General features: G+C 68.2%; 26 protein-coding genes and 1 tRNA gene. 14 read left to right on the plus strand and 13 right to left on the minus strand.

What is annotated here, in order from left to right:
• Positions 1-38: 38 nt before the first annotated feature.
• Both UC35_RS07700 and UC35_RS07705 read right to left on the minus strand, forming a co-directional pair.
• Positions 39-515: a DUF2244 domain-containing protein gene (locus UC35_RS07700; RefSeq protein ID WP_061497748.1), complete on the minus strand. Its 477-nt coding sequence runs from the start codon at positions 513-515 to the stop codon at positions 39-41.
• Positions 516-595: 80 nt separating this feature from the next.
• On the minus strand, positions 596-1,483 hold the full coding sequence (locus tag UC35_RS07705; protein WP_061497750.1) for a methyltransferase domain-containing protein: 888 nt from the start codon (positions 1,481-1,483) through the stop codon (positions 596-598).
• 89 nt (positions 1,484-1,572) lie between these two features.
• On the opposite strand from UC35_RS07705, the gene UC35_RS07710 reads away from it, so the two are divergent.
• Together UC35_RS07710 and UC35_RS07715 are read left to right on the plus strand one after the other, a co-directional pair.
• Positions 1,573-2,277 (plus strand): phosphoribosyltransferase family protein, encoded by a 705-nt coding sequence (locus tag UC35_RS07710; protein ID WP_061497752.1) that lies wholly within the window; start codon positions 1,573-1,575, stop codon positions 2,275-2,277.
• Between the two features lie 16 nt (positions 2,278-2,293).
• Positions 2,294-2,770: a tRNA (cytidine(34)-2'-O)-methyltransferase gene (locus UC35_RS07715; protein ID WP_061497754.1), complete on the plus strand. Its 477-nt coding sequence runs from the start codon at positions 2,294-2,296 to the stop codon at positions 2,768-2,770.
• Here UC35_RS07715 and UC35_RS07720 read toward each other — a convergent pair.
• Positions 2,751-3,206: a MaoC family dehydratase gene (locus UC35_RS07720; RefSeq protein WP_061497756.1), complete on the minus strand. Its 456-nt coding sequence runs from the start codon at positions 3,204-3,206 to the stop codon at positions 2,751-2,753. The genes UC35_RS07715 and UC35_RS07720 overlap by 20 nt on opposite strands.
• 22 nt (positions 3,207-3,228) lie before the next feature.
• The gene (locus UC35_RS07725) at positions 3,229-3,852 is read right to left on the minus strand and encodes a ParA family protein (protein WP_061503730.1); all 624 of its coding nucleotides are present in this window, start codon (positions 3,850-3,852) and stop codon (positions 3,229-3,231) included.
• A gap of 62 nt (positions 3,853-3,914) precedes the next feature.
• On the opposite strand from UC35_RS07725, the gene UC35_RS07730 reads away from it, so the two are divergent.
• On the plus strand, positions 3,915-4,544 hold the full coding sequence (locus UC35_RS07730; RefSeq protein WP_061497758.1) for an NAD(P)H-dependent oxidoreductase: 630 nt from the start codon (positions 3,915-3,917) through the stop codon (positions 4,542-4,544).
• Positions 4,537-6,414, plus strand: coding sequence for a glutathione-regulated potassium-efflux system protein KefC (kefC, locus tag UC35_RS07735; RefSeq protein WP_061497759.1), 1,878 nt, complete (start codon positions 4,537-4,539; stop codon positions 6,412-6,414). Before UC35_RS07730 ends, kefC begins: the two co-directional genes overlap by 8 nt.
• Before the next feature lie 29 nt (positions 6,415-6,443).
• On the opposite strand, the gene UC35_RS07740 is transcribed toward kefC, so the two are convergent.
• The 3 genes from UC35_RS07740 to pcaF are packed head-to-tail and all read right to left on the minus strand — an operon-like array spanning position 6,444 to position 9,678.
• The gene (locus UC35_RS07740) at positions 6,444-7,205 is read right to left on the minus strand and encodes a sulfite exporter TauE/SafE family protein (RefSeq protein WP_061497761.1); all 762 of its coding nucleotides are present in this window, start codon (positions 7,203-7,205) and stop codon (positions 6,444-6,446) included.
• Positions 7,202-8,473: a serine hydrolase domain-containing protein gene (locus UC35_RS07745; protein WP_061497763.1), complete on the minus strand. Its 1,272-nt coding sequence runs from the start codon at positions 8,471-8,473 to the stop codon at positions 7,202-7,204. Before UC35_RS07745 ends, UC35_RS07740 begins: the two co-directional genes overlap by 4 nt.
• Positions 8,473-9,678, minus strand: a complete 1,206-nt coding sequence (gene pcaF, locus UC35_RS07750; protein ID WP_061497766.1) for a 3-oxoadipyl-CoA thiolase — start codon at positions 9,676-9,678, stop codon at positions 8,473-8,475. The genes UC35_RS07745 and pcaF overlap by 1 nt, the downstream gene beginning before the upstream one ends.
• A 105-nt stretch (positions 9,679-9,783) precedes the next feature.
• On the opposite strand from pcaF, the gene UC35_RS07755 reads away from it, so the two are divergent.
• A complete protein-coding gene (locus tag UC35_RS07755) occupies positions 9,784-10,215 on the plus strand; it encodes a DUF1841 family protein (protein WP_061497767.1) in 432 nt (143 codons plus the stop codon).
• Between the two features lie 61 nt (positions 10,216-10,276).
• On the opposite strand, the gene UC35_RS07760 is transcribed toward UC35_RS07755, so the two are convergent.
• A complete protein-coding gene (locus tag UC35_RS07760) occupies positions 10,277-10,984 on the minus strand; it encodes a c-type cytochrome (protein WP_061497769.1) in 708 nt (235 codons plus the stop codon).
• Between the two features lie 146 nt (positions 10,985-11,130).
• Between UC35_RS07760 and UC35_RS07765 the strand changes: the two genes are divergently transcribed.
• From UC35_RS07765 to UC35_RS07780, 4 genes are read left to right on the plus strand one after another with little or no spacing between them, the layout of a single operon-like run.
• A complete protein-coding gene (locus tag UC35_RS07765) occupies positions 11,131-11,973 on the plus strand; it encodes an AAA family ATPase (protein WP_061497771.1) in 843 nt (280 codons plus the stop codon).
• On the plus strand, positions 11,973-12,566 hold the full coding sequence (locus UC35_RS07770; RefSeq protein ID WP_061497773.1) for a GNAT family N-acetyltransferase: 594 nt from the start codon (positions 11,973-11,975) through the stop codon (positions 12,564-12,566). The genes UC35_RS07765 and UC35_RS07770 overlap by 1 nt, the downstream gene beginning before the upstream one ends.
• Positions 12,563-13,507 (plus strand): CPBP family intramembrane glutamic endopeptidase, encoded by a 945-nt coding sequence (locus tag UC35_RS07775; RefSeq protein ID WP_061497774.1) that lies wholly within the window; start codon positions 12,563-12,565, stop codon positions 13,505-13,507. Before UC35_RS07770 ends, UC35_RS07775 begins: the two co-directional genes overlap by 4 nt.
• Positions 13,501-14,691 carry a vWA domain-containing protein gene (locus tag UC35_RS07780; protein ID WP_061497776.1) on the plus strand — a complete coding sequence of 397 codons (1,191 nt, stop codon included), beginning with the start codon at positions 13,501-13,503 and terminating at the stop codon, positions 14,689-14,691. Before UC35_RS07775 ends, UC35_RS07780 begins: the two co-directional genes overlap by 7 nt.
• Positions 14,692-14,700: 9 nt before the next feature.
• Here UC35_RS07780 and UC35_RS07785 read toward each other — a convergent pair whose 3' ends face one another.
• Complete coding sequence (locus tag UC35_RS07785; protein WP_061497778.1) at positions 14,701-14,958, minus strand: hypothetical protein; 258 nt, start codon at positions 14,956-14,958, stop codon at positions 14,701-14,703.
• Positions 14,959-15,036: 78 nt separating this feature from the next.
• Between UC35_RS07785 and UC35_RS07790 the strand changes: the two genes are divergently transcribed.
• Together UC35_RS07790 and UC35_RS07795 are read left to right on the plus strand one after the other, a co-directional pair.
• A tRNA-Arg gene (locus tag UC35_RS07790) sits at positions 15,037-15,111 on the plus strand.
• 607 nt (positions 15,112-15,718) lie between these two features.
• Positions 15,719-17,245, plus strand: a complete 1,527-nt coding sequence (locus UC35_RS07795) for an arylsulfatase (protein WP_061497780.1) — start codon at positions 15,719-15,721, stop codon at positions 17,243-17,245.
• Between the two features lie 58 nt (positions 17,246-17,303).
• Here the strand turns inward: UC35_RS07795 and UC35_RS07800 are convergent, their stop codons facing one another.
• A complete protein-coding gene (locus UC35_RS07800) occupies positions 17,304-18,983 on the minus strand; it encodes an alkaline phosphatase family protein (protein WP_158513873.1) in 1,680 nt (559 codons plus the stop codon).
• 160 nt (positions 18,984-19,143) lie between these two features.
• On the opposite strand from UC35_RS07800, the gene ygiD reads away from it, so the two are divergent.
• The gene (gene ygiD, locus UC35_RS07805) at positions 19,144-20,049 is read left to right on the plus strand and encodes a 4,5-DOPA dioxygenase extradiol (RefSeq protein WP_061497783.1); all 906 of its coding nucleotides are present in this window, start codon (positions 19,144-19,146) and stop codon (positions 20,047-20,049) included.
• 114 nt (positions 20,050-20,163) lie between these two features.
• On the opposite strand, the gene UC35_RS07810 is transcribed toward ygiD, so the two are convergent.
• On the minus strand, positions 20,164-20,493 hold the full coding sequence (locus tag UC35_RS07810) for a hypothetical protein (protein WP_061497785.1): 330 nt from the start codon (positions 20,491-20,493) through the stop codon (positions 20,164-20,166).
• Positions 20,494-20,675: 182 nt separating this feature from the next.
• On the opposite strand from UC35_RS07810, the gene UC35_RS07815 reads away from it, so the two are divergent.
• The gene (locus UC35_RS07815; protein ID WP_061497786.1) at positions 20,676-21,230 is read left to right on the plus strand and encodes an HdeD family acid-resistance protein; all 555 of its coding nucleotides are present in this window, start codon (positions 20,676-20,678) and stop codon (positions 21,228-21,230) included.
• A 218-nt stretch (positions 21,231-21,448) separates the two neighbouring features.
• Positions 21,449-21,679 carry a hypothetical protein gene (locus UC35_RS07820; RefSeq protein ID WP_145979375.1) on the plus strand — a complete coding sequence of 77 codons (231 nt, stop codon included), beginning with the start codon at positions 21,449-21,451 and terminating at the stop codon, positions 21,677-21,679.
• 9 nt (positions 21,680-21,688) lie between these two features.
• On the opposite strand, the gene UC35_RS07825 is transcribed toward UC35_RS07820, so the two are convergent.
• Positions 21,689-22,420 (minus strand): lysophospholipid acyltransferase family protein, encoded by a 732-nt coding sequence (locus UC35_RS07825; protein ID WP_061497790.1) that lies wholly within the window; start codon positions 22,418-22,420, stop codon positions 21,689-21,691.
• Positions 22,420-23,712 carry a dihydroorotase gene (locus UC35_RS07830; RefSeq protein WP_061497791.1) on the minus strand — a complete coding sequence of 431 codons (1,293 nt, stop codon included), beginning with the start codon at positions 23,710-23,712 and terminating at the stop codon, positions 22,420-22,422. Before UC35_RS07830 ends, UC35_RS07825 begins: the two co-directional genes overlap by 1 nt.
• Positions 23,713-23,732: the final 20 nt, after the last annotated feature.

Genomic DNA, 23,732 nt, shown 5'->3' on the forward strand with positions numbered 1-23,732 from the left:
CGCCATCCTCGCGGTGGCACCCCTGCGCGGCATCGCGCTCACGCTTCCCGCAAGGCCCTTCTGATCTCCTGCGCCAGAACCGGCCGCAGTTCGGGACGCAGGTAGCGCCCGACGTTTACCTTGCGTCCCTGCCCCGACAGCTCGATGAGCGAGCCGTCATCGGCGAGCGGCTCCACCCGCACCCATTCGCGGTTGAACTCCGCACGCCGCAGCTGTCCTGCGCTCTCCACCTCGACCACCAGCTGGCGTCCCTTGAGCGAGATCTTCTCGCCATCGGTGGCGTGCCGCGCATAGGCGAGGAACGCCAGGCCCAGCGCCGCCAGTTCCAGCCAGGTGAACGGCAGCACCAGCACCGCGCCCATGGCCCAGCAAACGCCCGCGATCACCAGCGACACGACACACAGCACCGCGTAGAAGCAGCCCAGCTGCGCCGGGGTGACCGAGCAATTGCGTTTCAGCAACCACTGGACGGCCTGACCCTGGACGGTAGCGAAGCGAAACACCGGATTCGGCACTGACTGTCGTTACTTTGATCGAGATCAACAAACATTGTAGCGCGGCCATCTGCACCGCCCGCCCAGCCAGGCAGCGGCTTTCAGCGCGGCTTGCGGCCTGAGCGCAACAAGGCCTGCAAATCCTGCACTGACACCGCCGATTCGCCGGCCAGGCGGACCTTGGGCGGCGGCTTGAGCGCATGGCCGTAGATGATCTCGAAGGTAAGGCTGAGCCGGCCGTCGGCGCCGCGCAGGAACTGGCCGGCCTGCTCGTCCCATCCGCGCCGCCAGGCGTGGCCGCGCAACCCGCCAAAGCGCGCCGGGTGCAGGTTGGCGCCCAGTTCGCGCAGTTCCTCCACCATGCGCCCGGGCGACTCCCAGGTGAGCACGATCCGCTCCATGTCCATCACCGGTTCGGCGAATCCGGCATGAATGAGCATGTCGCCCCAGTCGTGCATGTCGGTGAAGTCGTGGGCCGGCGGCGGCCAGCCCTGGGACGCGTGCAGGGCCTTGAGTTCGCGCACGGTGTCCGGCCCCAGGCAGGAGAACATCAGGAAGCCGTCCACGGCCAGCGCGCGGTGCCAGCGGGCGATGAGTTCCTGCGGATCGGCCGCCATGTGCAGCGCCATGTTCGACCACAGCATGCGTGCGGCACCGTCCGGCACCGGCCCATGCTCCAGGGCGGGCGCTCCGGGGCGCCACCAGGCCCGCTTGATCGCCGCTTTCGCCGACGCTGCCTGCCGCGGCTCGCGTTCGACGATCCAGCGGCGCGCCTTGGGGTAGCGCGCGGCCACCAGCGCATGCGCCTCCAGGCCGCCGCGCACCGGCTCCCAGTCGGCCCAGGCCTCGGGCTCGAGCCGGATCCACTGCAGCCGCTCGGCCATGCGGCGGCCCACCTCCTCGTGCAGCCAGGGCGGGCGCGCCGGCGCGCGCTGCGCCCAGCGCCGGGCGGCGACGGGATCGATGGTGGGCGGACGATCGGCGGTCATTGGATAACCTTCGCCCTTTCGGGCTGCGGTGCCATGAACGTTCGGGGCGGCCGTACGGTTCATGCAGGGCCAACGAGTATATTGACCCGATGTTCAGGCGGCTGATTCATCGCGCGCGCACGGCGCTGCCAGGCCAATGCGCGGTGTGCCGCGCCTGGCCCGCGCAGCCGCTGTGCGAATCCTGCGTCGCCCGCTTCGCGCAGCCGCAGCCGCGCTGCCTGACCTGCGCGCTGCCGGTGCCGTCCGGCGTGCGCCAATGCGGCCGTTGCGTCTCGGCCCCGCCGCCGCTGGACGCCTGCCACGCCGCCGTGTCCTACGCCTATCCGTGGTCGGGGCTGCTGGGCCAGTACAAGTTCAACGGCCAGGCGGGCTGGGCCCGCGCCTTCGCCATCCTGCTGCGCAGCGCCCCCTGGGTGGAGCCGGTGCTGGAACAGGCCGACCTGGTCGTGCCCATGCCGCTGTCGCGCGAGCGCCTGGCCGAGCGTGGCTTCAACCAGTCGCTGGTGCTGGCACGCCGGCTGGCGCCGCGGCGCGTGCGGCACGACCTGCTGCTGCGGGTGCGGCACACGCGTTCGCAGGCGGCCCTGGACCGCCAGGCGCGGCTGGCCAATATCAAGGGCGCCTTCGCGGTCGATCCGATGCGCGTCGCCGACGTGCGCGGCCGGCGCGTGGTGATCGTCGACGACGTGATGACCAGCGGCGCCTCGATGTATGCCGCCGCCGAGGCGCTTCGCGCCGCGCAGGCGGCCGGGGTCACCGGCATCGTGCTGGCCCGCACCGACGAGCCCGGCTAGTTCTTTTCCCAGCGCCATGTTCCATATCGTCCTGGTCCAGCCGGAGATCCCGCCCAACACGGGCAATGTGATCCGGCTCGCCGCCAACACCGGCTGCGCGCTGCACCTCATCGAGCCGCTGGGTTTTTCGATGGAGGACCGCCTGATGCGGCGCGCGGGCCTGGACTACCACGAGTACGCGCAGGTGCGGCGGCACGCCGGCTGGGCGCAGTTCCTGCAGGCCATGGGACCGGACCCCGCGCGCATGTTCGCCATGACCACGCGCGGCACGCGCTTCGTGCACGAGACGGCCTTCCAGGCCGGCGACTGGCTGGTGTTCGGCTCCGAGACGGCCGGGCTGGATCCGCAGCTGCGCGAGACTTTTGCGCCGGCGCAGCGGCTGAAGCTGCCGATGCGCCCCGGCCAGCGCAGCCTGAACCTGTCGAACGCGGTCGCGGTGACGGTGTTCGAAGCCTGGCGCCAGAATGGCTTTGCTACGGGTAACGGCGGGTGAGCGACTCGGCGATGCACACCGGCCGCTCGCTGCCCTCGCGTTCGACGGTCACCTGCCAGGCCATCTGCAGGCCGCCGTTGTCGATCGGGTCGGCCGCCAGCAGCGTCATGCGCGCCCGCAGGCGGCTGCCCACGGGCACCGGCGCGGTGAAACGCACCTTGTTCAGTCCGTAGTTCACGCCCATGCGGCTGTCGCGCACGTCGACGGCCGTCTCGAAGAACTTGGGCAGCAGCGACAGCGTGAGGAAGCCATGCGCGATGGGTCCGCCAAAGGGGCCGCCCTTGGCGCGCTCCACGTCCACATGGATCCACTGGTGGTCGCCGGTGGCCTGCGCGAACAGGTTGACCTGCTCCTGCGTGATCGTGAGCCAGTCGCTCACCGCCACTTCCTGGCCCACGAGCGCCGGCAGCTCGGACAGATTCTGGAAGGTCTTCATCCCCGCAATGTAGCGGCCCCGCTCAGGCTGGCTTGTCCAGCCAGCGACAGATTTCCTGCCACTGCTCGAGGTCGCGCTCGACGCGGCCGGGCGCGACGTCGAACAGCGTGAGGCCGCGCGCGGCCAGGTGGATGTAATTCTGCGTGTGGCGCAGGTGGCCAAGCACCGGCAGCCCCAGGCCGCCCACGAATTCCTGCAGCTTGTCGGCGGCAATGGTGCGCCCGTCGACGCGCATGCCGACGATGCCGATCGCCTTGTTGCTCAGCTTGCGCAGGGTGGCCAGCTCGTCCAGGAAGGCCCGGGTGGCATAGATGTCGAAGATGCTGGGCTGCAGCGGGACCAGCACCTTGTCGGCGATCTCCGCCAGTTGCCTGAGCTGCTTGCCGTGCACACCGGCGGGGGTGTCGAGCACGACGTGGGTGGTGCCCTTGGGCGGTTTGGCGATCTGGCCGTCGCCGACATCCCAGGCCGCGATAGGCCGCGCAGCAGCCGGGCGCAGTCCCAGCCACAATCGGGAGGACTGCTGGCGGTCGGCGTCACCCAGCATCACGCGGTGGCCCTGGCCGGCGAAGTAGCCGGCGATGTTGGTGGCCAGCGTGGACTTTCCGGCTCCACCCTTGGGATTGGCAACGACGACGACCGGCATGATGGGCATCTCCTCGCGTGCGTGCGGCCCGGGAACAGGCTGCTGGCCTAATGTTAACGCTTATGGATGAGTTAGTAACAAAAGGATCTGGCAAGGGCCCGCTGGTGCTGGCCGCCCACCCCGACTGGCGCGGCTCGCGCGCCAACCGGCGCCTGCTGGAAGCGGCGCGCGCCGTGCCGGACGCGCAGGTGCAGGACCTGTACTCGCTCTACCCCGACTTCGACATCGACGTGGCGGCACAGCAGCGCCTGGCGCAGGCGGCCTCGCTGATCGTGCTGCTGCACCCGATCCAGTGGTATTCGATGCCGCCGCTGCAGAAACTGTGGCTGGACGAAGTGCTCGCCTACGGCTGGGCTTATGGCCCGGGCGGCGACGCCCTGCAGGGCAAGGACCTGTGGCTGGTGACGACCACCGGCGGGCCCGAGAGCGCCTACCATCCGCAGGGCTACAACCGGTACTTCTTCGACGCCTTCCTGCCGCCGTACGAGCAGACCGCGGCCCTGTGCGGCATGCGCTTCCTGCCGCCGCTGGTGCTGCACGGCGCCCGCCGGGCGAGCGAGGAGGCGCTGGCCGCACACGTGCAGGTCTTTGTCGAGCGGCTGCGCAGCTACCCCGACTGGCCGGAGATCGACGAACTGCCGCCCTGCCCCGTGTGCGAGGTCCCCACCACCGACCGGCCCAGCCATGACTGAGCACATCCCGGGCTGGCTGACCAACGCGCTCATCTACCTGAGCGCGGCCGTCATCGCCGTGCCGCTGGCGCGCGCCGTCGGCCTGGGCTCCATCATCGGCTACCTGGCGGCGGGCATCGTGATCGGGCCGTGGGGGCTGGGGCTGGTCTCCGATGTCGACAGCATCCTGCACTTCGCCGAGATCGGCGTGGTGCTGATGCTGTTCCTGGTCGGGCTCGAACTGGAGCCGAGGCGGCTGTGGAACCTGCGCCGGCCGATCTTCGGCGGCGGCAGCGTGCAGGTGCTGGGCTGCGCCGCGCTGCTGTTCGCCATCGGCCTGGCCGCCGGCTATCCCTGGCGCATCTCGCTGGTGGCCGCGCTCGGCCTGGCCCTGTCGTCGACCGCCATCGCCCTGCAGGTCATGAACGAGCGCAACCTGCTGCCCACCTCCAGCGGGCAGGCGGGCTTTTCGATCCTGCTGTTCCAGGACGTGGCGGCGATCCCGATCCTGGCCTTGCTGCCGCTGCTCGGCGGCGTCGCCGACGAGGCCGCCGCCGACACCAACCGGTGGCTGCAGGCGGCGCGGATCGTTGGCGTGATCGCCGTCATCGTGCTGGGCGGGCGGCTGGCGCTGCGTCCGCTGTTCCGCTGGATCGCCAGGAGCCGCACGCCGGAAATCTTCACCGCCGCCGCACTGCTGCTGGTGATCGCGACCGCGGCGCTGGTGCAGTCGGCCGGCCTGTCGATGGCGCTGGGCGCGTTCCTCGCCGGCGTGCTGCTGGCCGAAAGCGAATACCGGCGCGAGCTGGAAACCGACCTCGAGCCGTTCAAGGGCATGCTGCTGGGCCTGTTCTTCATCGCCGTGGGCATGAGCCTGGACTTCGGCGTGCTGGCCGAGTCGCCCTGGCGGGTGGCGGCGATCGTGGTCGGCTTCGTGGCGCTGAAAGCGGCGCTGATCTACACCTTCGCGCGCGCCATCCAGCTCCCGCTGCAGGAGCGGCCGGTGTTCACCGTGCTGCTGGCGCAGGGCGGTGAGTTCGCCTTCGTGGTGTTCCAGGCCGCGGCGGGCGAGCAGGTGATGAGCGCGCGCACCGCCTCGCTGCTGATCGGCGCAGTGACGCTGTCGATGCTGCTGTCGCCGCTGCTGCTGGTGGCGATCGACCGGTTCCTGATGCCGCGCTGGGCCAGCGCCAACGGGCGCACGCTCGAGGAGATCAGCGAGCCGCAAAGCGCGCCGGTCATCATCGCCGGCTTCGGGCGCTACGGCCAGATCGTGGGACGCCTGCTCGCCGCGCAGGGCTTCGGTGCCACCGTGCTGGACCATGACGTCGACATGGTGGAGGCCGCACGGGCCTTCGGCTACAAGGTTTTCTATGGCGACGCGACCCGGCTGGACCTGCTGCGCACCGCCGGCGCGGAGCAGGCCAAGGTGCTGCTGGTCGCGGTGGACGATGTCGAGCAGTCGCTGGCCATCGTGGACCTGGCCCGCGAGAACTTCCCGCACCTGGAGCTGGTGGCGCGTGCCCGCGACGTGACGCACTGGAACCAGCTGCGCGACCGCGGCGTGCTGCGGGTCGAACGCGAGCTGTTCGAGTCCAGCCTGCGCAGCGGCCGCACCGTGCTGGAGCTGCTGGGCCAGGCTCCGCACGAGGCCCGCCGGCACGCGATGCGCTTTCGCCGCCACAACTTCGCGCTGTTCGAGCAGATGCATCCGCACTATCGCGATCGCGCCAAGCTGATCGCTGTCGTCAAGCAGGGCCGGCAGCAGCTGGAGGAGCAGATGGCGCGCGAACGGGCAGAGCAGGCAGAGCGCCGGCGCGAGGAAGCCCGGCGCCTCGAGCGAAGCGAAGCGGCCCTATCCGCGCAGCGGCACGTGGACCGCGCGGAATGACAGGCCAGTAAAGAAAGGTCGCGACTTTCTTAGCGAACAAACCCATCCCACACCAGCTTGCATCCGGTGAGCAGCATGCCCAGGTAGATCAGCTTGTAGAACAGGTCCGGGTGGATGCGGCGGGCCAGCTTCACGCCGATGTACACGCCCACCGGCGCGAGCGGCAGCAGGGCGAAGGAGGTGGCCATGTTGCGCCCATCGAGCAGCCCGAGCCAGCCGTAGGGAATCCACTTGCTCAGGTTCACGACGAAGAAGAAGGCCGCCATGGTCGCGGTGAAAACCAGCGGCGGCAGCCGCATCGGCGCCACATAGGCGCTCACCGGCGGCCCGCCCGCGTGCGACACGAAACTGGTGAAGCCCGAGGTCACCGTGAGGACTGCGCCCAGCCACCTGGGCGGGTGCGGGCTGTTCGGCCCCGGCGGGAACAGCAGGCGCTGCGCCAGGAACAGCAGCGTGAACACGCCGACGATGCCGGCCACCAGCCGCGGCTCCAGGTAGCGGAACGACAGCGTGCCGATCACCGTGCCCACCAGCCCGAGCGGCACCAGGAAGCGGATCAGCTTCCAGTCGAAGTGGCGCCGGAACGCCGCCAGGCCCAGCACGTCCATCACGAACAGGATCGGCATCATGATCGCCGCCGCCTGCGGCACCGTGACGGCCAGCGCCATCAGCGGCACCGCCAGCGAGCCGAAGCCCGAGCCGAAGCCGCTCTTGCTGATGCCCATGAGCAGCACGGCCGGCACCGCCACGGCGTAGAACCACGGGTCGGTGATCAGGGGAAAGGACGTCAACGGGATTGCAGCAGACGTCCCAGCGCCAGCAGCGCGGGCAGCGTGAGCGGATCGTTGGCGGCGCTCGACGCGACGGGGTGCGAGGCGAAGCGCGCCACCACCATCTCCGCCTTCGGGGCCACGTACAGGCGCTGGCCGTGGATGCCACGGCCCTCGAACGCGCCCAGCTCGTTGTGCGACACCCACCACATGCTGCGGTACGAGTAGCCAGGCAGCAGCGTGTAGCCGGCCTTGGCGAACTTCGCGGGGTCGTCACCGCGCGCGATGTCGCGCACCACCTCGGCGGGCACGAGCTGGCGGCCGTGCCAGTCGCCCTCGCGCCGCATCAGTTCGCCGAAGCGCGCCAGGTCGCGCAGGCTGGCATGCAGCCCGCCGCCGCCCATTGGAACGCCGATAGGGTCGACGGTGAGGTAGGCGTCCTGCTCGCAACCGAGCTGCGACCACAGCCGTTCGGACAGCATGTCGGCCAGCGGCCGGCCGGTCACTCGCTTCATGATCCAGCACATGAGCTCGGTGTTCACGGTCTTGTACGCGAACGCCTGGGCGTGCGTGCCCTCGGGCTGCAGCGTCTGCAGGTATTCGTAGAAACTCGCCGGCCCGCTGTAGCCGGCCGGACGCGGCCGCAGGCCGCCCGCGCGCGAGTAGTCCCAGATGTGCGCCTTGGGGTCGGCGTACAGCTCCGAGTACGACACGCCGATCTGCATGTCCATCACCTGGCGCAGCGTGGCATCCGCGTAGGCGGTGGCGCGCATCTCCGGCAGGTAGTGCGGCACGGCCCTCCGGTCGTCCAGCGCGCCTTCGTGCACGAGCGTGGCGCACAGCGTCGCGGCGTAGGACTTGGTGATCGAAAAGCAGCTGTGCGGCACCTGCGGCGCCAGCGCGCCGAAGTAGCGCTCGTAGACGCGCCGGCCACGGTGCAGCACCACGATGCCGTCGGTGTACACGTCGAACAGCGACTCGCCGAAGCGCCGCGGGCGACCGTGCATGTCTGTGAAGGCCAGGTCGTCGATCGCGGCCTCGTCCGCCGCGCTGACGTCGCCCAACGGCGAAGCACTGGCCTCGCCGCGCCACACGTTCACCGTGGGCACCAGTTCGCGCATGTGCGAGAGCGACCAGCGGATCTGCGGGAACGAGAGGAACCGGTCGTCGGCGAAGCGGATGCACAGCGCCTCGGCCGGCGGCGTGCCCTGCATCCAGCCCAGCGCGCGCGGGTCGGACGCGCGCCCGTCGGGGTAGCGCACGCCGTCGAATTCCAGCGTGCCGTCCATCACACGCGCTCGAGGATCACGGCGATGCCCTGGCCCACGCCGATGCACATGGTGCACAGCGCGTAGCGCCCGCCGGTCCGGTGCAGCTGGTTCACCGCCGTCGTCGCCAGCCGCGCGCCCGAAGCGCCCAGCGGGTGGCCGAGCGCAATCGCGCCGCCGTTGGGATTGACGCGCGGGTCGTCGTCTTTCAGCCCGAGCAGGCGCAACACCGCCAGGCCCTGGGCGGCGAAGGCTTCGTTGAGTTCGATGACGTCGATCTGTTCCAGCGACAGGCCGGTGAGCGCCAGCACCTTCTGGGTGGCGGGCGCCGGGCCGATGCCCATCACGCGGGGCGGTACGCCGGCGGTGGCCATGCCGACCACCCGCGCGCGCGGCGTCAGGCCATGGCGTGCGGCATTCGCTTCGTCGGCCAGCAGCAGCGCGCAAGCGCCGTCGTTGACGCCGCTGGCATTGCCGGCGGTCACGCTGCCGTCCGGCCGCACCACGCCCTTGAGCTTGGCCAGCGCCTCGAGGCTGGTCTCGCGCGGGTGCTCGTCGCGGGCGACCACGATGGGATCGCCCTTCTTCTGCGCGAGGGTCACCGGGATGATCTCGGCGTCGAAGAAGCCCGCCTTCTGCGCCGCCACCGCCTTCAGCTGCGAGGCCAGCGCCATGCGATCCTGCGCCTCGCGCCCGATCTTGTGCTCGGCCGCCACGTTCTCCGCGGTCTCGGGCATGGAGTCGATGCCGAACTGCTCTTTCATCAGCTTGTTGACGAAGCGCCAGCCGATGGTGGTGTCGTAGACCCCATTGGCGCGCGAGAAGGCGCTGTCGGCCTTGGGCATGACGAAGGGGGCGCGGCTCATGCTTTCGACGCCGCCCGCGATCATCATCCCGGCCTCGCCGGAGCGGATGGCGCGCGCGGCCGTGCCGACAGCGTCCAGGCCGGAGCCGCACAGCCGGTTGATGGTGGCGCCCGGCAATTCGACCGGCAGCCCGGCCAGCAGGCTGGCCATATGGGCGACGTTGCGGTTGTCCTCGCCGGCCTGGTTGGCGCAACCGTAGATGACATCGGTCACGGCCTGCCAGTCCACCCGCGGGCTGCGCTCCATCAGCGCCCTGAGCGGGATTGCCGCGAGGTCGTCGGTGCGCACCGACGACAACGCGCCGCCGTAACGGCCGAATGGTGTGCGAATCGCATCGCAGATGAAGGCGTGTCGAGTCATGGTGATCGGGTCGTGGGGACGTGCGGGAACATCGATTATGGAACTGCCTCGACATTCGCGCAGGCGCGAACTGGACAGCGCGGGGCGCGTGCTACCCTCGCCGCCATGTTCAATCCCTCGCAGGAAGACGTCCGCCGCTTCTTCTGCAACGTGCATGGCAAGGCGCGCGCCGGCGAGATGCTGGATGCGCTGGAAACGCTGGCCAGCCAGTGGCTGCGCGAGCACCCGGAATACGACCCCGACCTGCAGGACGCGGAAGCCGCCGTGGCACGCGTCTACGACGGCTCGGACGGCCGCAGCAACCCCTTCCTGCACCTGTCCATGCACCTGTCGATCAGCGAGCAGTGCTCGATCGACCAGCCGCGCGGCATCCGGCAGGCGGTGGAACTGCTGGCGGCGCGGCGCGGCTCGCTGCACGAAGCGCACCACGAGGCGATGGAATGCCTGGGCCAGATGCTGTGGGAAAGCCAGCGCGCCGGACGCGCCCCCGATGGCGCGTCCTACGTCGATTGCGTGCAGCGCCGGGCAACGCGCTAGTGGACTGACTACAAAAAAGCCCGCTCGGGGAGCGGGCTTTTTGCCAGGGGCGCCGAAGCGCTCAGTGGAAGCGGTTCTGCGGCACCGTCTTGACTTCGCCGTCCAGCGAACCCACGTACTTGGACAGGGCCTTGAGTTCGGCGTTGCTGAACTGCTTGGTGATGGCGCCCATCACGCCGTTGCTGCGGCCGACGGTGGCGCCGTCGGTCTTGTAGGACTTCAGGGCGACGTACAGGTAGTCGGAGTGCTGGCCAGCGATCTTGGGGTAGCTGGGGTCGACCGGCTTGGAGAAGTTGGCGCCGTGGCAGGAGGCGCAGGCGGCTTTCTGCAGCAGCGCGGACACCTGGGCGTCAGGCTGGCGGGGCTGCTCGGCCAGGGCGGCGGCGCCGGCCGGCGCCAGGGCGGCGTAGTAGGCGGACACGTCGTTGATGTCCTGCTCGGACAGGCTGGCGGCGATGCCGCGCATGGTCGGATGCTTGCGGTCGCCGTTCTTGTAGGCCGTCAGGGCCGAGGCGATGTACTTGGCGTTCTGCCCGGCGATCATGGGCACCTTGTAGACCTCGGGGAAGCTGGCCTGGTAGCCGGGGATGTTGTGGCAACCCATGCACATCGCGACCTTCGCTTCGATCGACGTCGCGCCGCCCTTGGGCGCGGCGTCCTGGGCGGCCGGCTGCGGCTGGCCCTTGGCAGGCGCGGGAGCTTGGGCGAACGCCGTTGCCGTCACGCAAGCGACAGCGACGGCAAGAAGCGTGTTCAACAGCTTGTTCATTTTGCGAGCAAAATCCGGCTAAGGGGTGACTTGAGGCAACTCAAAAACCGTTCATTATAGGCACCGCCACCGGTGCGCCTTCCCGCCATTGGCGCTTTTGCACCACGGCACTTTTCCGCGCCACTGCGCCTTTTCGACCGAGATCCATGAAGTTCCAAGGCTCACAGAACTACGTCGCCACCCAGGACCTGATGCTGGCGGTGAACGCGTCCATCACGCTCAAGCGCCCGTTGCTTGTCAAGGGCGAACCCGGCACCGGCAAGACCATGCTGGCCGAGGAAGTGGCCGGCGCGCTCGACATGCCGCTGCTGCAGTGGCACATCAAATCGACCACCAAGGCGCAGCAGGGCCTGTACGAGTACGACGCCGTCAGCCGCCTGCGCGATTCGCAACTGGGCGACGAGCGGGTGAAGGACATCCACAACTACATCGTCAAGGGTGTGCTGTGGCAGGCCTTCACCGCGGACAAGCCGGTGGCGCTGCTGATCGACGAGATCGACAAGGCCGACATCGAATTCCCTAACGACCTGCTGCGCGAACTCGACCGCATGGAGTTCTATGTGTACGAGACGCGCGAGCTGATTCGCGCCCGGCACCGGCCGCTGGTGTTCATCACCTCGAACAACGAGAAGGAGCTGCCCGACGCCTTCCTGCGTCGCTGCTTCTTCCACTACATCAAGTTCCCGGATGCCGACACGATGAAGCAGATCGTGGACGTGCACTTCCCGGGGCTGAAGAAGGAGCTGCTCACGGCGGCCATGAAGACCTTCTACGACGTGCGCAACCTGCCGGGCCTGAAGAAGAAGCCCTCCACCAGCGAACTGCTCGACTGGCTGAAGCTGCTGATGGCCGAGGACATCCCGCTGGAAGCGTTGCAAAGCAAGGAAGACAAGGTCGCCGTGCCGCCGCTGGTCGGGGCGCTGCTGAAGAACGAGCAGGACGTGACGCTGTTCGAAAAGCTGGTGTTCATGCAAAGGCACAACCGCTGATGCAGGACCCGCAGCCCATCACGCTCGAAACGCCGCGGGTGCGGCTGGAGCCCATGACCCTGGACCATGTGGCCGGCCTCGAAGCGGCGGCGCGCGACGGCGAGTTGTGGAACCTGCGCATCACCTCGGTGCCGGCACCCGGCGAAACGCAGGCCTACGTCGAGGCCGCCCTGAAGGGCATGCGGGACGGCCACATGCTGCCCTTCGTCGTGCGCGACCTGGCCAGCGGCCAGGTGATCGGGACCAGCCGCTACCACGACATCGTGCCGGCGGTGGAGCGGCTGGAGATCGGCTACACCTGGTACGCCAAGAGCTGGCAGCGCAGCCACGTCAACACCACCTGCAAGCTGGCGCTGATGACGCACGCCTTCGAGACCCTGGGCGCGCAGCTGGTGGGCTGGCGCACCGACAACTTCAATTTCGCCAGCCAGCGCGCGATCGAGCGCCTGGGCGCGACGAAGGACGGCGTGCTGCGCCATCACGCGCTGCGCCGCGACGGCACGGTGCGCGACACGGTGATGTACAGCCTCACGGCCGGCGAGTGGCCCGAGGTGAAGGCGCACCTGCGCTACCAGCTGGAACGGCCCCGGTGAGCGGCGCGCCGCTGGCCTTCGAGCCGCCGCCGGACGCGCCGCGCTGGAAGCGCCGGCTGCTGTATTCGGCGCTGGCGCGCATCGTCATCTTTACCGCCCTGGCGTTCGGCACCACGGCCGGGGCCGCCTGGTTGCTCATGCACGGGGTGCCGGGACCGGGACTGCGCCAGCTTCCGCCCGAGTGGCGCGGGCTGGTGCGCGTGGCCGTCATGGTGGCCTGTACGGTCGGGGCCTACCTGTTCCTGGCCCGGGTGATCGAACGCCGCCCGCCGGTCGAATTGTGGCCGTCACGGGGCCTGGCCCACCTGACGGCGGGCGCGCTGGCCGGCCTGGGGCTGATCGCGCTGACCGTGGCGCTGCTGTGGCTTGCGGGCGCCTACCGCATCGTCGGCACCCGTCCTGGCGTCGACTGGTGGACGCCGCTGCTGACCGTCGGCCTGGGGACGGCCATCGCCGAGGAGATCGCGTTCCGCGGCGTGCTGTTTCGCGCCGTCGAGGAGGCGGCGGGCACCTGGTGGGCGCTCGGCGTATCCGCCCTGTTCTTTGGCGCGGTGCATGGCGGCAATCCGGGCGCGACCTTCTGGAGCCTGGCAGCGATTGCGATCGAGGCGGGCCTGATGCTGGCCTTGGTCTTCCACCTCACCCGCTCACTGCCGCTGTGCATCGGCATTCACACGGGCTGGAACTACTCGCAGGGCACCGTGTTCGGCATCCCGGTGTCGGGGACCGACGCCAAGGGCTGGCTCATCTCGGAACGCCCGGGGCCCGACTGGCTTACCGGCGGCGTGTTCGGCGCCGAGGCCTCGGTGCTGGCCGTGGCCGTGTCGGCGCTGCTGAGCGCGGCACTGCTGGCCCATGCCTGGCGCCACCGGACCTTCGTGCCGATGCGGCGGCACCGACCTATGATGGAGGCGGCACCTTCTGCCGGCATCCCATGCTGATCGATTTTTTCTACACCCTGCGCAGCGCCAAGCTGCCGGTGTCCGTCAAGGAATACCTCGCGCTGCTCGAAGCGGTGAAGGCCGGCGTGGTCGGCCCGACCAGCGACGGCGGCTATGCCATCGACGACTTCTATTTCCTCTCGCGCACCGCGCTGGTGAAGGACGAGAAGCACTACGACAAGTTCGACCGCGCGTTCGCGGCGTATTTCAAGGGCGTGGAGACGGTCGCCGACTTCACCAAGGACATCCCGCTGGAGTGGCTGCGCAAGAACCTCGAGCTCGAGCTGTCGCCCGAAGAGAAGGCCAAGATCGAGAAGATGGGCTGGGACGAGCTCATGGAGACGCTGAAGAAACGCTTCGAGGAGCAGAAGGAGCGGCACGAGGGCGGCAGCAAGATGATCGGCACCGGCGGCACCTCGCCCTTCGGCGCCTACGGCTTCAATCCGCAGGGCATCCGCATCGGCCAGGACAAGGGCCGCAACCGCAGCGCGGTGAAGGTGTGGGACCAGCGCGCCTACAAGGACTACGACGACAGCCAGGAACTGGGCACGCGCAACATCAAGGTCGCTCTGCGGCGGCTGCGCAAGTTCGCGCGCGAGGGCGCCGAGGAAGAACTCGACCTGGACGACACCATCCGCGCCACCGCCGCCAACGCCGGCTACCTGGACATCAAGATGGTGCCCGAGCGGCACAACAACGTGAAGGTGCTGCTGCTGATGGACGTGGGCGGCACCATGGACGAGCACATCCACCGCGTCGAGGAGATGTTCTCGGCGGCCAAGGCGGAGTTCAAGCACCTGGAGTTCTACTACTTCCACAACTGCGTCTACGATTTCATGTGGAAGAACAACCGGCGGCGCTTCTCCGAGAAGTTCGCCACCTGGGACATCATCCGCAAGTACAACAAGGACTACAAACTGATCTTCGTGGGCGACGCGACCATGAGTCCCTACGAGATCCTGCAGCCGGGCGGCAGCGTCGAATACAACAACGAGGAAGCCGGCGCCGAGTGGCTGCAGCGCCTCACCCACGCCTTCCCCAAGTTCGCCTGGATCAATCCCGAGCCGCAGGGCGTCTGGCAGTACCGCCAGAGCATCGCGGTGATCCAGCAGCTGGTGAATCAGCGCATGTACCCGCTGACGATCAAGGGCCTCGAAGAGGCCATGCGGCTGCTTTCGAAATAGGGGGCGGCGCTAGTTCGCCGCGATGGCGTCGATGGCGTCGCGGCGGATCACGATGCGGGCGTAGTCGCGCGCCGTCATTTCGATCGCTTCGGCCGTGATCCGGGTCACCCGCCCGCCGATGGCCTGGCCCTTCACGTACACCATCACGCCCTTCTTGTCCTTCATACTGGCTTCCAGCAGTTCGTTGAAGGCGTCGCTGGCCGCGGCGTGGGCCAGACCCGCGATGGCAAGGAGGCCGCTGACGAGGGCCATGCGCAATGCGTTCATGCTTCTCTCCTCCTAAGAAAGAAGCTTGCATTGTGCCGGGGGCGGCCCCCAGGCCGGACAATTACAATGATCAGCCCCGCCGCCGTAGTTCAATGGATAGAACGAGCGCCTCCTAAGCGCTAGATACAGGTTCGATTCCTGTCGGGGGCGCCACAGCGCAGTCCAGCCCCGTTTTTTGGCTTGCTTGCTTGGCTTCCAGGCAACGCCTCGCTTCCCTCTCCCAGGAATTCGCGGCACTCCCGTTTGACGACGTCACCATGCGCTGCGCCTTGCACCGAGATGCCCTTGGGCGTCCGGTGGCGAGTTGAGCGAGGCGATCACGCCAGAACCGCAGCCCGCGCAGTCCTCCGGCCGGTTGCCCGTGCCGCCCGTCGCCGTCGTCCCCGCGCCCACGGACCAGCCGCAGTGGCCCGCCCATCACCGCCGAAGCCCCGAGCCGGCGCTCCGTGGGTGAACCCAACAGGCCCGAATAGCAGACCCGGCCGGACGTGATCCACATGAACCGCCGCGTCGCGCGCAACGACCTCAGCGTCTCGGGCAGATGGCACTAAGGGGCTATAGGCAAACCGCCAATGCGCCGCTATTGTGTCGCCCGTTTCAACTTGCCAGGTCAAGCGCAGCGTCTGCGGAATGCGCGGATTGGAACTGACCCACGTTGGGACGCGCACCATGAAGTCCGGCAGCAAGCCGGGCCACGAAGGTGACACGAACGGGTCGCCAACTCCAACTGAGACTCAACCTTCTTTCAAGGAGCAATGCAATGGCAAAGAAGCCGAACATCCTGGTGATGTGGGGTGACGACATTGGCCAGTCCAACCTCAGCTGCTACACGAAAGGGATGATGGGCTACCGCACGCCCAACATCGACCGAATCGCCAAGGAGGGCATGATCTTCACCGACGCATACGCCGAGCAAAGCTGTACGGCCGGGCGGGCGTCATTCATCACCGGCCAGTGTGGCCTGCGCACCGGCCTCACCAAGGTGGGCCTGCCTGGCGCCGAGCTGGGCCTCAAGGGCGAGGACATCACCATCGCCGAGGCGCTCAAGCCGCTCGGCTATCGGACCGGCCAATTCGGCAAGAACCACCTGGGTGACCGCGACGAACACCTGCCGACCATGCATGGCTTCGATGAATTCTTCGGCAACCTGTATCACCTGAACGCCGAGGAGGAGCCGGAGGAAGTGGACTACCCGAACGCCAAGGACTTCCCGGAGTTCAAGAAAAAGTACGGCCCACGTGGCGTGCTGCACTGCTATGCCGACGGGAAAGGCGGCCAGAAGATCGAGAACACAGGCCCGCTGACGAAGAAGCGCATGGAAACCTGCGACGACGAATTCATGGCGGCGGCCAAGAAGTTCATCCAGGCCGCCCACGATGCCGGCGAGCCATTCTTCGTGTGGTTCAACACCTCGCACATGCATGCGTGGACGCACGTGAAGCCGGAGAGCCGTGGTCAATCCGGGCGCTGGCAGTCCGAGTACCACGACGTGATGATCGACCACGACAAGTGCATCGGAGCGATGCTCGACTTTCTGGACAAACTCGGCATCGCCGACAACACGTTCGTGAAGTACAGCACCGACAACGGCCCGCACATGAACACCTGGCCGGATGCGGGCACGACCCCGTTCCGCAACGAGAAGAACTCCAGTTGGGAGGGCGCATACCGCATCCCGTTGGTGGTTCGATTTCCAGGGAAGATCGCGGCTGGTTCAGAGTCGAACGAAATCGTCAGCCACCTGGACTGGTTCCCCACCATCCTGGCATTGGCCGGAGAGCCCGACATCAAGGAGAAGCTCAAGAAGGGCCACAAGATCGGCAACAAGACCTACAAGGTCCACCTCGACGGCTACAACCTGCTGCCGTACCTGACGGGCAAGGAAACCAAGAGCCCGCGTCCGGGCTTCCTCTATTTCACCGATGACGGCGATCTTGCGGCATTGCGCTACGACAACTGGAAGATGCTGTTCATGGAGCAGCGCATCACCGGCACGTTCAAGATCTGGCAGGAACCGTTCGTGGTGCTGCGCGTACCCTACATCTTCAACATGCGGATGGACCCGTACGAGCACGCACAGATCACGTCAAACACCTACTACGACTGGATGTTCCGGCATGTCTACCTGCTGGTCCCTGCGCAAGCCATGGTCGCGGAGTTCCTGGCGACCTTCAAGGAGTTCCCGCCGCGGCAGAAGTCGGCGAGTTTCAGCCTAGACCAGGTGATCGAGAAGATGACAGCCGCAGCCACTGGAGGTGGTGTCGAGAAGAGCCCTCCAAGCCTCTAGCTTTCGGCGCCGCCTTGTGCAATCCCGAGGCGGCACTCGATGCGGTTTTGCGCGCTCCTCACGGCGCCAGCAACGGCAGCAGCCGCCCTTCCGAGGCCGAGGGCGGCGGCACCTGCAGCAGCGCGGCGATCGTCGGCGCGATGCCCGACACTTCGGCGCGCTCGCTGTAGCGACCGGCCTTCACCCAGCGCGGCCCGTAGAACAGGATGGGCACGTTGGTGTCGTAGGGGTGCGGGGAGCCGTGCGTCGTGGTCGAGGTGCTGGATCCGAACATCCAGTAGGGCTTCAGCGCCACCTGCAGGTCGCCGGACCGCTCCGCGTTCCATGACTTGCGCATCTGGTCGAAGAGCGGCGCACCCGCGCGCGTGTTGCCGGCCAGCTCGTCACGCGTGTACACGGCGGCGAAGGCCTCCTCCTTCAGCAGCAGGGCACGGGCCTCGTCCTGCACGGCGAGCCGGTCCACTTTGCGCTCGGCGATCAGCTGGTGGTCGAGCGCCAGCGCCGAGGCCGTGAAGTAGCGGGCCCAGTTGCCGGGGCCGAACTTCTGCTGCAGGCCGGCATTGATCCGCGACAGCACGGCACTGCCGCTCACCCGCCCGGCGTTGCGACCGGCTGCCAGGCTGGTCTCGGGTGCCGGCATGAAGCCGTGGTCGGCGGTGAGCACGGCGACGTAGTTGTCCTTGCCCACCATCGTGTCCAGGTCCTTGAAGAATGCCTGGAACATCCGGTCGAGCTGCAAGAGATGGTCGTGCGAGAGGCGCGACTCGGCGCTGAATGCATGGTTCACGTAGTCGTGGCCCGACAGGCTGATGGCGAGGATGTCGGGCACGTCGTCCTGGCCCAGCGCCTCGCCGCGGATGGCCGCCCGGGCAAACTCCAGCGACAGCTCGTCCACGAATGGGCTGCGCAGCAGCGCCGCGTAGTACGCACCGTCGGGCTTGTCCTGGGCCGCGCCCATGGTCATCGGCAGCTTTCCGCCCTTGGCCAGGAACCAAGGCTGCTCGTCCGGCAGCGACGACGCGTAGGCGGCGTTGTCGCGCACCGGCCGCCAGTCCTGCCTGAAGTAGCGATCGGCCGGCTTGCCGGCGTTGAAGGTGTTGACCCAGGCCGGGTGCTGCGGCATGTAGAAGGTCGACGAGGCGAACTGGCCCGACTTCGACATGTACATGTAGGCGACGCCGGTCTTACCGGCCGGCAGGATGGCACCGCGGTCCTTGCCGGAGATGCCGATGACCTTGGCGCCAGGGTTGCGGCGCTTGAGCACGTCGCCGACCGTCTCCACCATCAGGTTCTTCGGGCTCGTTCCGTCCAGCTTGTCGGTGCTGTTTCCGATATAGCTGTAGCGCGTGTCGCCGGTGCAGTACTCGAGCTCGCCGGTCTGCGCGTCGCGCCAGTCGTTGCCGATGATGCCGTGCCGCCAGGCATACGTCCCCGTCAGCATGCTCGCGTGCCCCGCCGCGGTGACGGTGAAGGCGTAGCCGTAGTGCGCATCGGAGAGCCAGGCGCCGCGATCGAGAAAGCGTGCCAGGCCGTCCGGCGCGAGCTGGCTGCGATAGTCCACCACCTGGCGTTGTGGCAGGCCGTCGACCACCATGAACACCACCAGGCGCGGCGGTGCGGGCCGCCTGCCATCTGGCGTGCTGGCCTGTGGCGTGCCGCACGAGGCGAGCGCGCCGGCGATCAGGGCAAGGCCGACGGCGCGAAGGGCAAAGGATCGGAGCAAAAGGCGGCGCATCATCATGGTTCAGTTTAAAGCGAGCTCCACGCCCGGACGGCAACGAAAACCCTGCCGGCGTGGCGGCATACGGAAAGGCCCGCGCTATCACGCTCAGGGCAATGCGCTAAGGGAACTTTCCTGCTCTTTCCCGTCTCAGCCAATCCAGCCTATCGACCACGCCATGACCGGATCGTTCCTTCCCGCCCGGCGCCGCTTCATCGGCACCGCTTCCCTCGCCTCGATGCTGTCTGCCTTGTCCCTCCTGGCGACCAGGTCCGCGTTCGCGGCGGCCGGCGGCAGCCCGGCCCGCATGCCCGTGATCTTCGTCGGCCACGGCAGTCCGATGAATGCCATTGCCGACAACGCATTCACGCGCCGGCTTCGCAGCTGGGGCACGGAGCTTCCGCGCCCGGCCGCGATCCTCTCGGTGTCCGCCCACTGGCTGACCCCAGGCGCAACGCTGGTCGACGTGCAGGCCCGGCCGCCGACGATCCACGACTTCGGCGGCTTTCCCCGGGCCCTGCACGACATGCGCTACCCCGCCCCCGGCGCGCCTGCCATCGCCAGGCAGGCGCTGGAGGTCGTGGCGCCGTTGCACGCGCGCCCCGCGGACGACTGGGGCTTCGACCACGGCACCTGGACGGTGCTGCACCACCTGTTCCCGCACGCCGACGTGCCGGTCTTCCAGTTGTCCATCGACTACGAGCGGCCGGCCGACTTCCACTACACGCTGGGGCGCCGGCTGGCCCGCCTGCGCGAGCAAGGCGTGCTGATCATGGGAAGCGGGAATGTGGTCCACAACCTGCGGGCCACCGAGCGAGGCGCGCCGGAGGCCGCGCGCGCGACCGCACCCTGGGCCCAATCGTTCGACGACGCGATCCGATTGGCGCTCGATGGCCGGGACGACAAGGCCCTGGTGGCTTACCAGCGTCTCGACGCAGGCGCGAGCATGGCGGTCCCGACGCCCGATCACTACTGGCCGTTCCTGTACGCGCTCGGCGCGGCGGATCGGTCGGATAGGCTGAAGACGACGTACGCGTCTTTTCAGTCAGGCACGCTCAGCATGCGCTGCGTGCAGTTCGGTTAGCGATCTCGACGGACATCGATCAGCCGTCGCTCCGCCCTGCTTTCCCGCTTCCGCAGATTTCCGCTCGCCGCCTACTCGGCCTCAGGTAGATTCTCGGGGGGGCGCCAGTGCACATCACTTCTTGGCAGCCTTCTTCACGTACTCCGCGCACTTGAGGTCCGCGGAGCGCGGCATGTCGGTATAGGTGCCGGGGACCCGCACGGTCGCGGACTTGCCCGGCTGAATGGTGACCGACCGCGGCGGGCCGGCGTCGGCCCCGGTAAAGCTGCCGCTGCATCGGACAGCCTTGGCGGTGTTGTTGGTGATCTTGATCGCATCGGGGTTGTCCGCCGGTACCGGGGCGACGGTCAGATCGAGCCCGGACAGGTCCTGCTTCAGGTCCAGCTTTCCCGCCATGGCATAGGCCGGCAGCATGAGCGTGGCGACGATGAGCACGAGGCGCATGATCAATCTCCTTCACCTTCGATGTGCTTTTCAAGATGGCACGTCGACGACTTCTTTCCAATGGGACGAAGGTGCAATTCCGGGGGCGGCTGCGGGACGGCAATAAGTCTTAACAATGGGCGCGGGCGCCGTGAGCGAACATCGTCCTGGTTGCATTGACCCTCGTCTGATGAGGAGCCCACATGAACGCTGACATTGGCACGCCTCCCTGGATGCTGATCCTGCGCGGCGTCATCGCACTGGTGTTCGGCGTCCTGGCCGTCATCTGGCCGGGCCTCACCCTGCTCTGGCTGGTCGCGCTGTTCGCGGCCTACGCCATCTTCGGCGGCGCCGTGTCCGCGGCCGCCGCGTTCCAGGTCCGCCGGACCGAACAGCGCTGGTGGATCCCCTTGCTGCTGGGCATCGTCAGCGTCGTGGCCGGTGTGTACGCCTTCATGTACCCGGGGCTCACCGCCCTGGTGCTGATCATCGTGATGGGCGTCAACGCCGTCTTCACCGGGGCCCTGGACATCGCGCAGGCGATGCGTCTGGAGCGCGGGCGCGGCTTGCTCATCCTGACCGGCGTGCTGTCGCTGGTGTTCGGCGTGCTGGTGATCTGGGCGCCCGGCGCGGGCGCGCTGGCCTTGGTCTGGCTGGTCGGCTTCTACGCGATCGCCACCGGCGCGCTGATGCTGGCGCTGGGCTTGCGCCTTCGGCGCCAGCGCGACCTGCGCCCCATGCCCAGCGGCGGGCCGTAACGCCAGCTCTACAGCCCGGCGTTTCCGAGGTTCCTACTTGCCGCATCAGCGGAGTCCTACAGACTCCTCTGCCAGCGAGACTAAGCTGTCAGGACTCTGAAAGCTTTCCCCGACCGCTTCACAAATGTGTCACGAGCGGGAATAACGATGGTGATTCAGCAACCAGCAGTTAATCAGGCTGAGCACACACAGGCAGTTCAAGAACAGAGAGGACTCACATGACATCTGGTGACTTCCGAGTCGAAGCCAACCATCCCATGGCCGGTCGCTTCCTGCCGGCGCAAGGTGAACAGCAGTATGTCGTTCACGACCGCGCCCTCGCCGTGGCCATGGCGGCCAAGAGTTTTACCAAGCCCTCCGGCGAGATCCGGGTGGTGCACGTGCCCACGGGCGAAGTCGTGTTCCGCAAGGCCCCCGGCGGCCGTTCCGAGTTCAGCGACGAACCCTGAGCAGGGCGCCTAGCGAAGCTGCTCCACCGCCCCTCGCAGCTCATCTGCCCAAGCCCGGCGGGTGCGGCCTGCTGCGACCTGCGGCGAGCCGAAGCTCACGACCGCCGCGATGGGCGGACCGGTCAGGGTTCGCCAGACGGATCCTACGAGCGAGTCGTCGCCGATGTAGCACGGGCTGAAGCTGGGCTGGCCCGTCGCAACGTCAACGAAGCTCAACGCCACCGGCTGCACCGGCGCCTCGGCAGAGATGGCCGCCTGGATCAGGTTGGCGTGGAAGGGCAGCAGCTGGCGGCCGTCGCTGGTCGTGCCCTCGGGAAAGACCGCCAGCACCTCCCCGGCACGCAGGCTTTCGGCCATGTGGTGCACCACGCGCATGGCGTCGCGCCGCGATTCGCGCTCGATGTAGAGCGTGCCGGCGCCGGTGGCCAGCGTGCCGATCAAGGGCCAGTGCCGGACTTCCCCCTTGGACACGAAGCGGCAATGACGCGCCGCATGCAGCACCAGAATGTCGAGCCAGGAGATGTGGTTGGCCACCAGCAGCACCGGCCCGGCGGCCGGCGCGCCACGCAAGCGCAGCCGGACGCCCAGTGCCTGCAGCATGCGCCCGGCCCAGGCCTGCACCCGCTCCTCGCGCTCGAGCGGCGTGAGTCCGGGAAACTCGAAGCGGATGGTGTACCAGCCGCGCAGCGCAAGCGCCGTCGCTCGCACCAGCCGGCACGCGGCGCTCAGCGAGCCCGGCACTAGGCTCTTTCGAACGCCACCTGTCCCGCGGCGATCGTGCAGCGCACCTGCCCCGGCAGGGCGTAGCCGGCGAAGGGCGTGTGCTTGCCCTGGCTGCGCAAGGCCTGCGCGGTAACGGTCCACTCGGCCTGCGGATCGAACACGCAGACGTCGGCCACGCCGCCGGGCACGAGCCGGCCGGCGCTGGCCTGCAGCGTGCCCAGCGCCGCCCCCAGCACCTTGGCCGGGCGGCTGGTCAGGACGGCCAGCGTGTCGGGCAGGCTGGCGCCGCTGTCGTGGCCCCACTTCAGCGCCAGTCCGAGCAGCAGCTCCAGGCCGGTGGCGCCGGGCTCGGCTTCCGCGAAGGGCAGGGTCTTGGCGTCCTCGTCCACCGGGGTGTGATCGGACACCAGCGCATCGACCGTTCCGTCGGCCAAGCCCTGGCGCAAGGCATCGCGGTCGCGCTGCTGCCGCAGCGGCGGATTCAGCCGCATGCGGCTGTCGAAGTAACCGATGTCGACGTCCGTCAGGTGCAGCGAATGGATGCTGACGTCGCAGGTGACTGGCAGGCCCTGCTCTTTCGCTTGCCGCACCAGCTCGACGCCGGCGGCGCTGCTCAGGCGGCACAGGTGGACGCGCGCGCCGGTGATCTTCATCAGCTCGAAGATCGTGTGCAGTGCGATGGTTTCCGCCGCGACCGGCACGCCGGACAGGCCCAGGCGCGTGGCCAGCGGCCCGCTTGCCGCCACGCCGCGCCCCAGGTGCGCGTCCTGCGGCCGCAGCCACACCGTGTAGCCGAAGGTGGACGCGTACTGGAAGGCGCGCTGCAGCACCTGCGTGTTCTGCACCGGCGTGTCGGCCTGGCTGAAGCCGACGCAGCCCGCCTCGGTCAGTTCCACCATCTCGGTGAGGGTTTCGCCCTGCAGGCCGACGGTGAGCGCGCCCAGCGGGAACACCCGCGCCTGGTGCAGCTTCTCGGCGCGGAACTTGAGCATCTCCACCAGACCCGGCTCGTCGAGGACGGGATCGGTGTCGGGCGGGCACACCAGGCTGGTGATACCGCCCGTCACGGCCGCGGCCATCTCGCTCTCGAGCATGCCTTCGTGCTCGTGGCCGGGCTCGCGCAGGCGCACGGCCAGGTCGACGAACCCGGGCGCCACGATGCAGCCGCTGGCGTCGACCACCTTGCCGGAGTTGTGATTCGCGGCCTCGCCGATCGAGACGATGCGCCCCGCGGCGATGGAGACATCGCACACCTTGTCCAGCCCGGACGCGGGATCGATCACCCTGCCGTTCTTGATCAGTATCTTCATCTTGCTTGTTCCCCGCCTCG

It is taken from the genome of Ramlibacter tataouinensis, assembly GCF_001580455.1.
Taxonomy (GTDB): domain Bacteria; phylum Pseudomonadota; class Gammaproteobacteria; order Burkholderiales; family Burkholderiaceae_C; genus Ramlibacter; species Ramlibacter tataouinensis_B.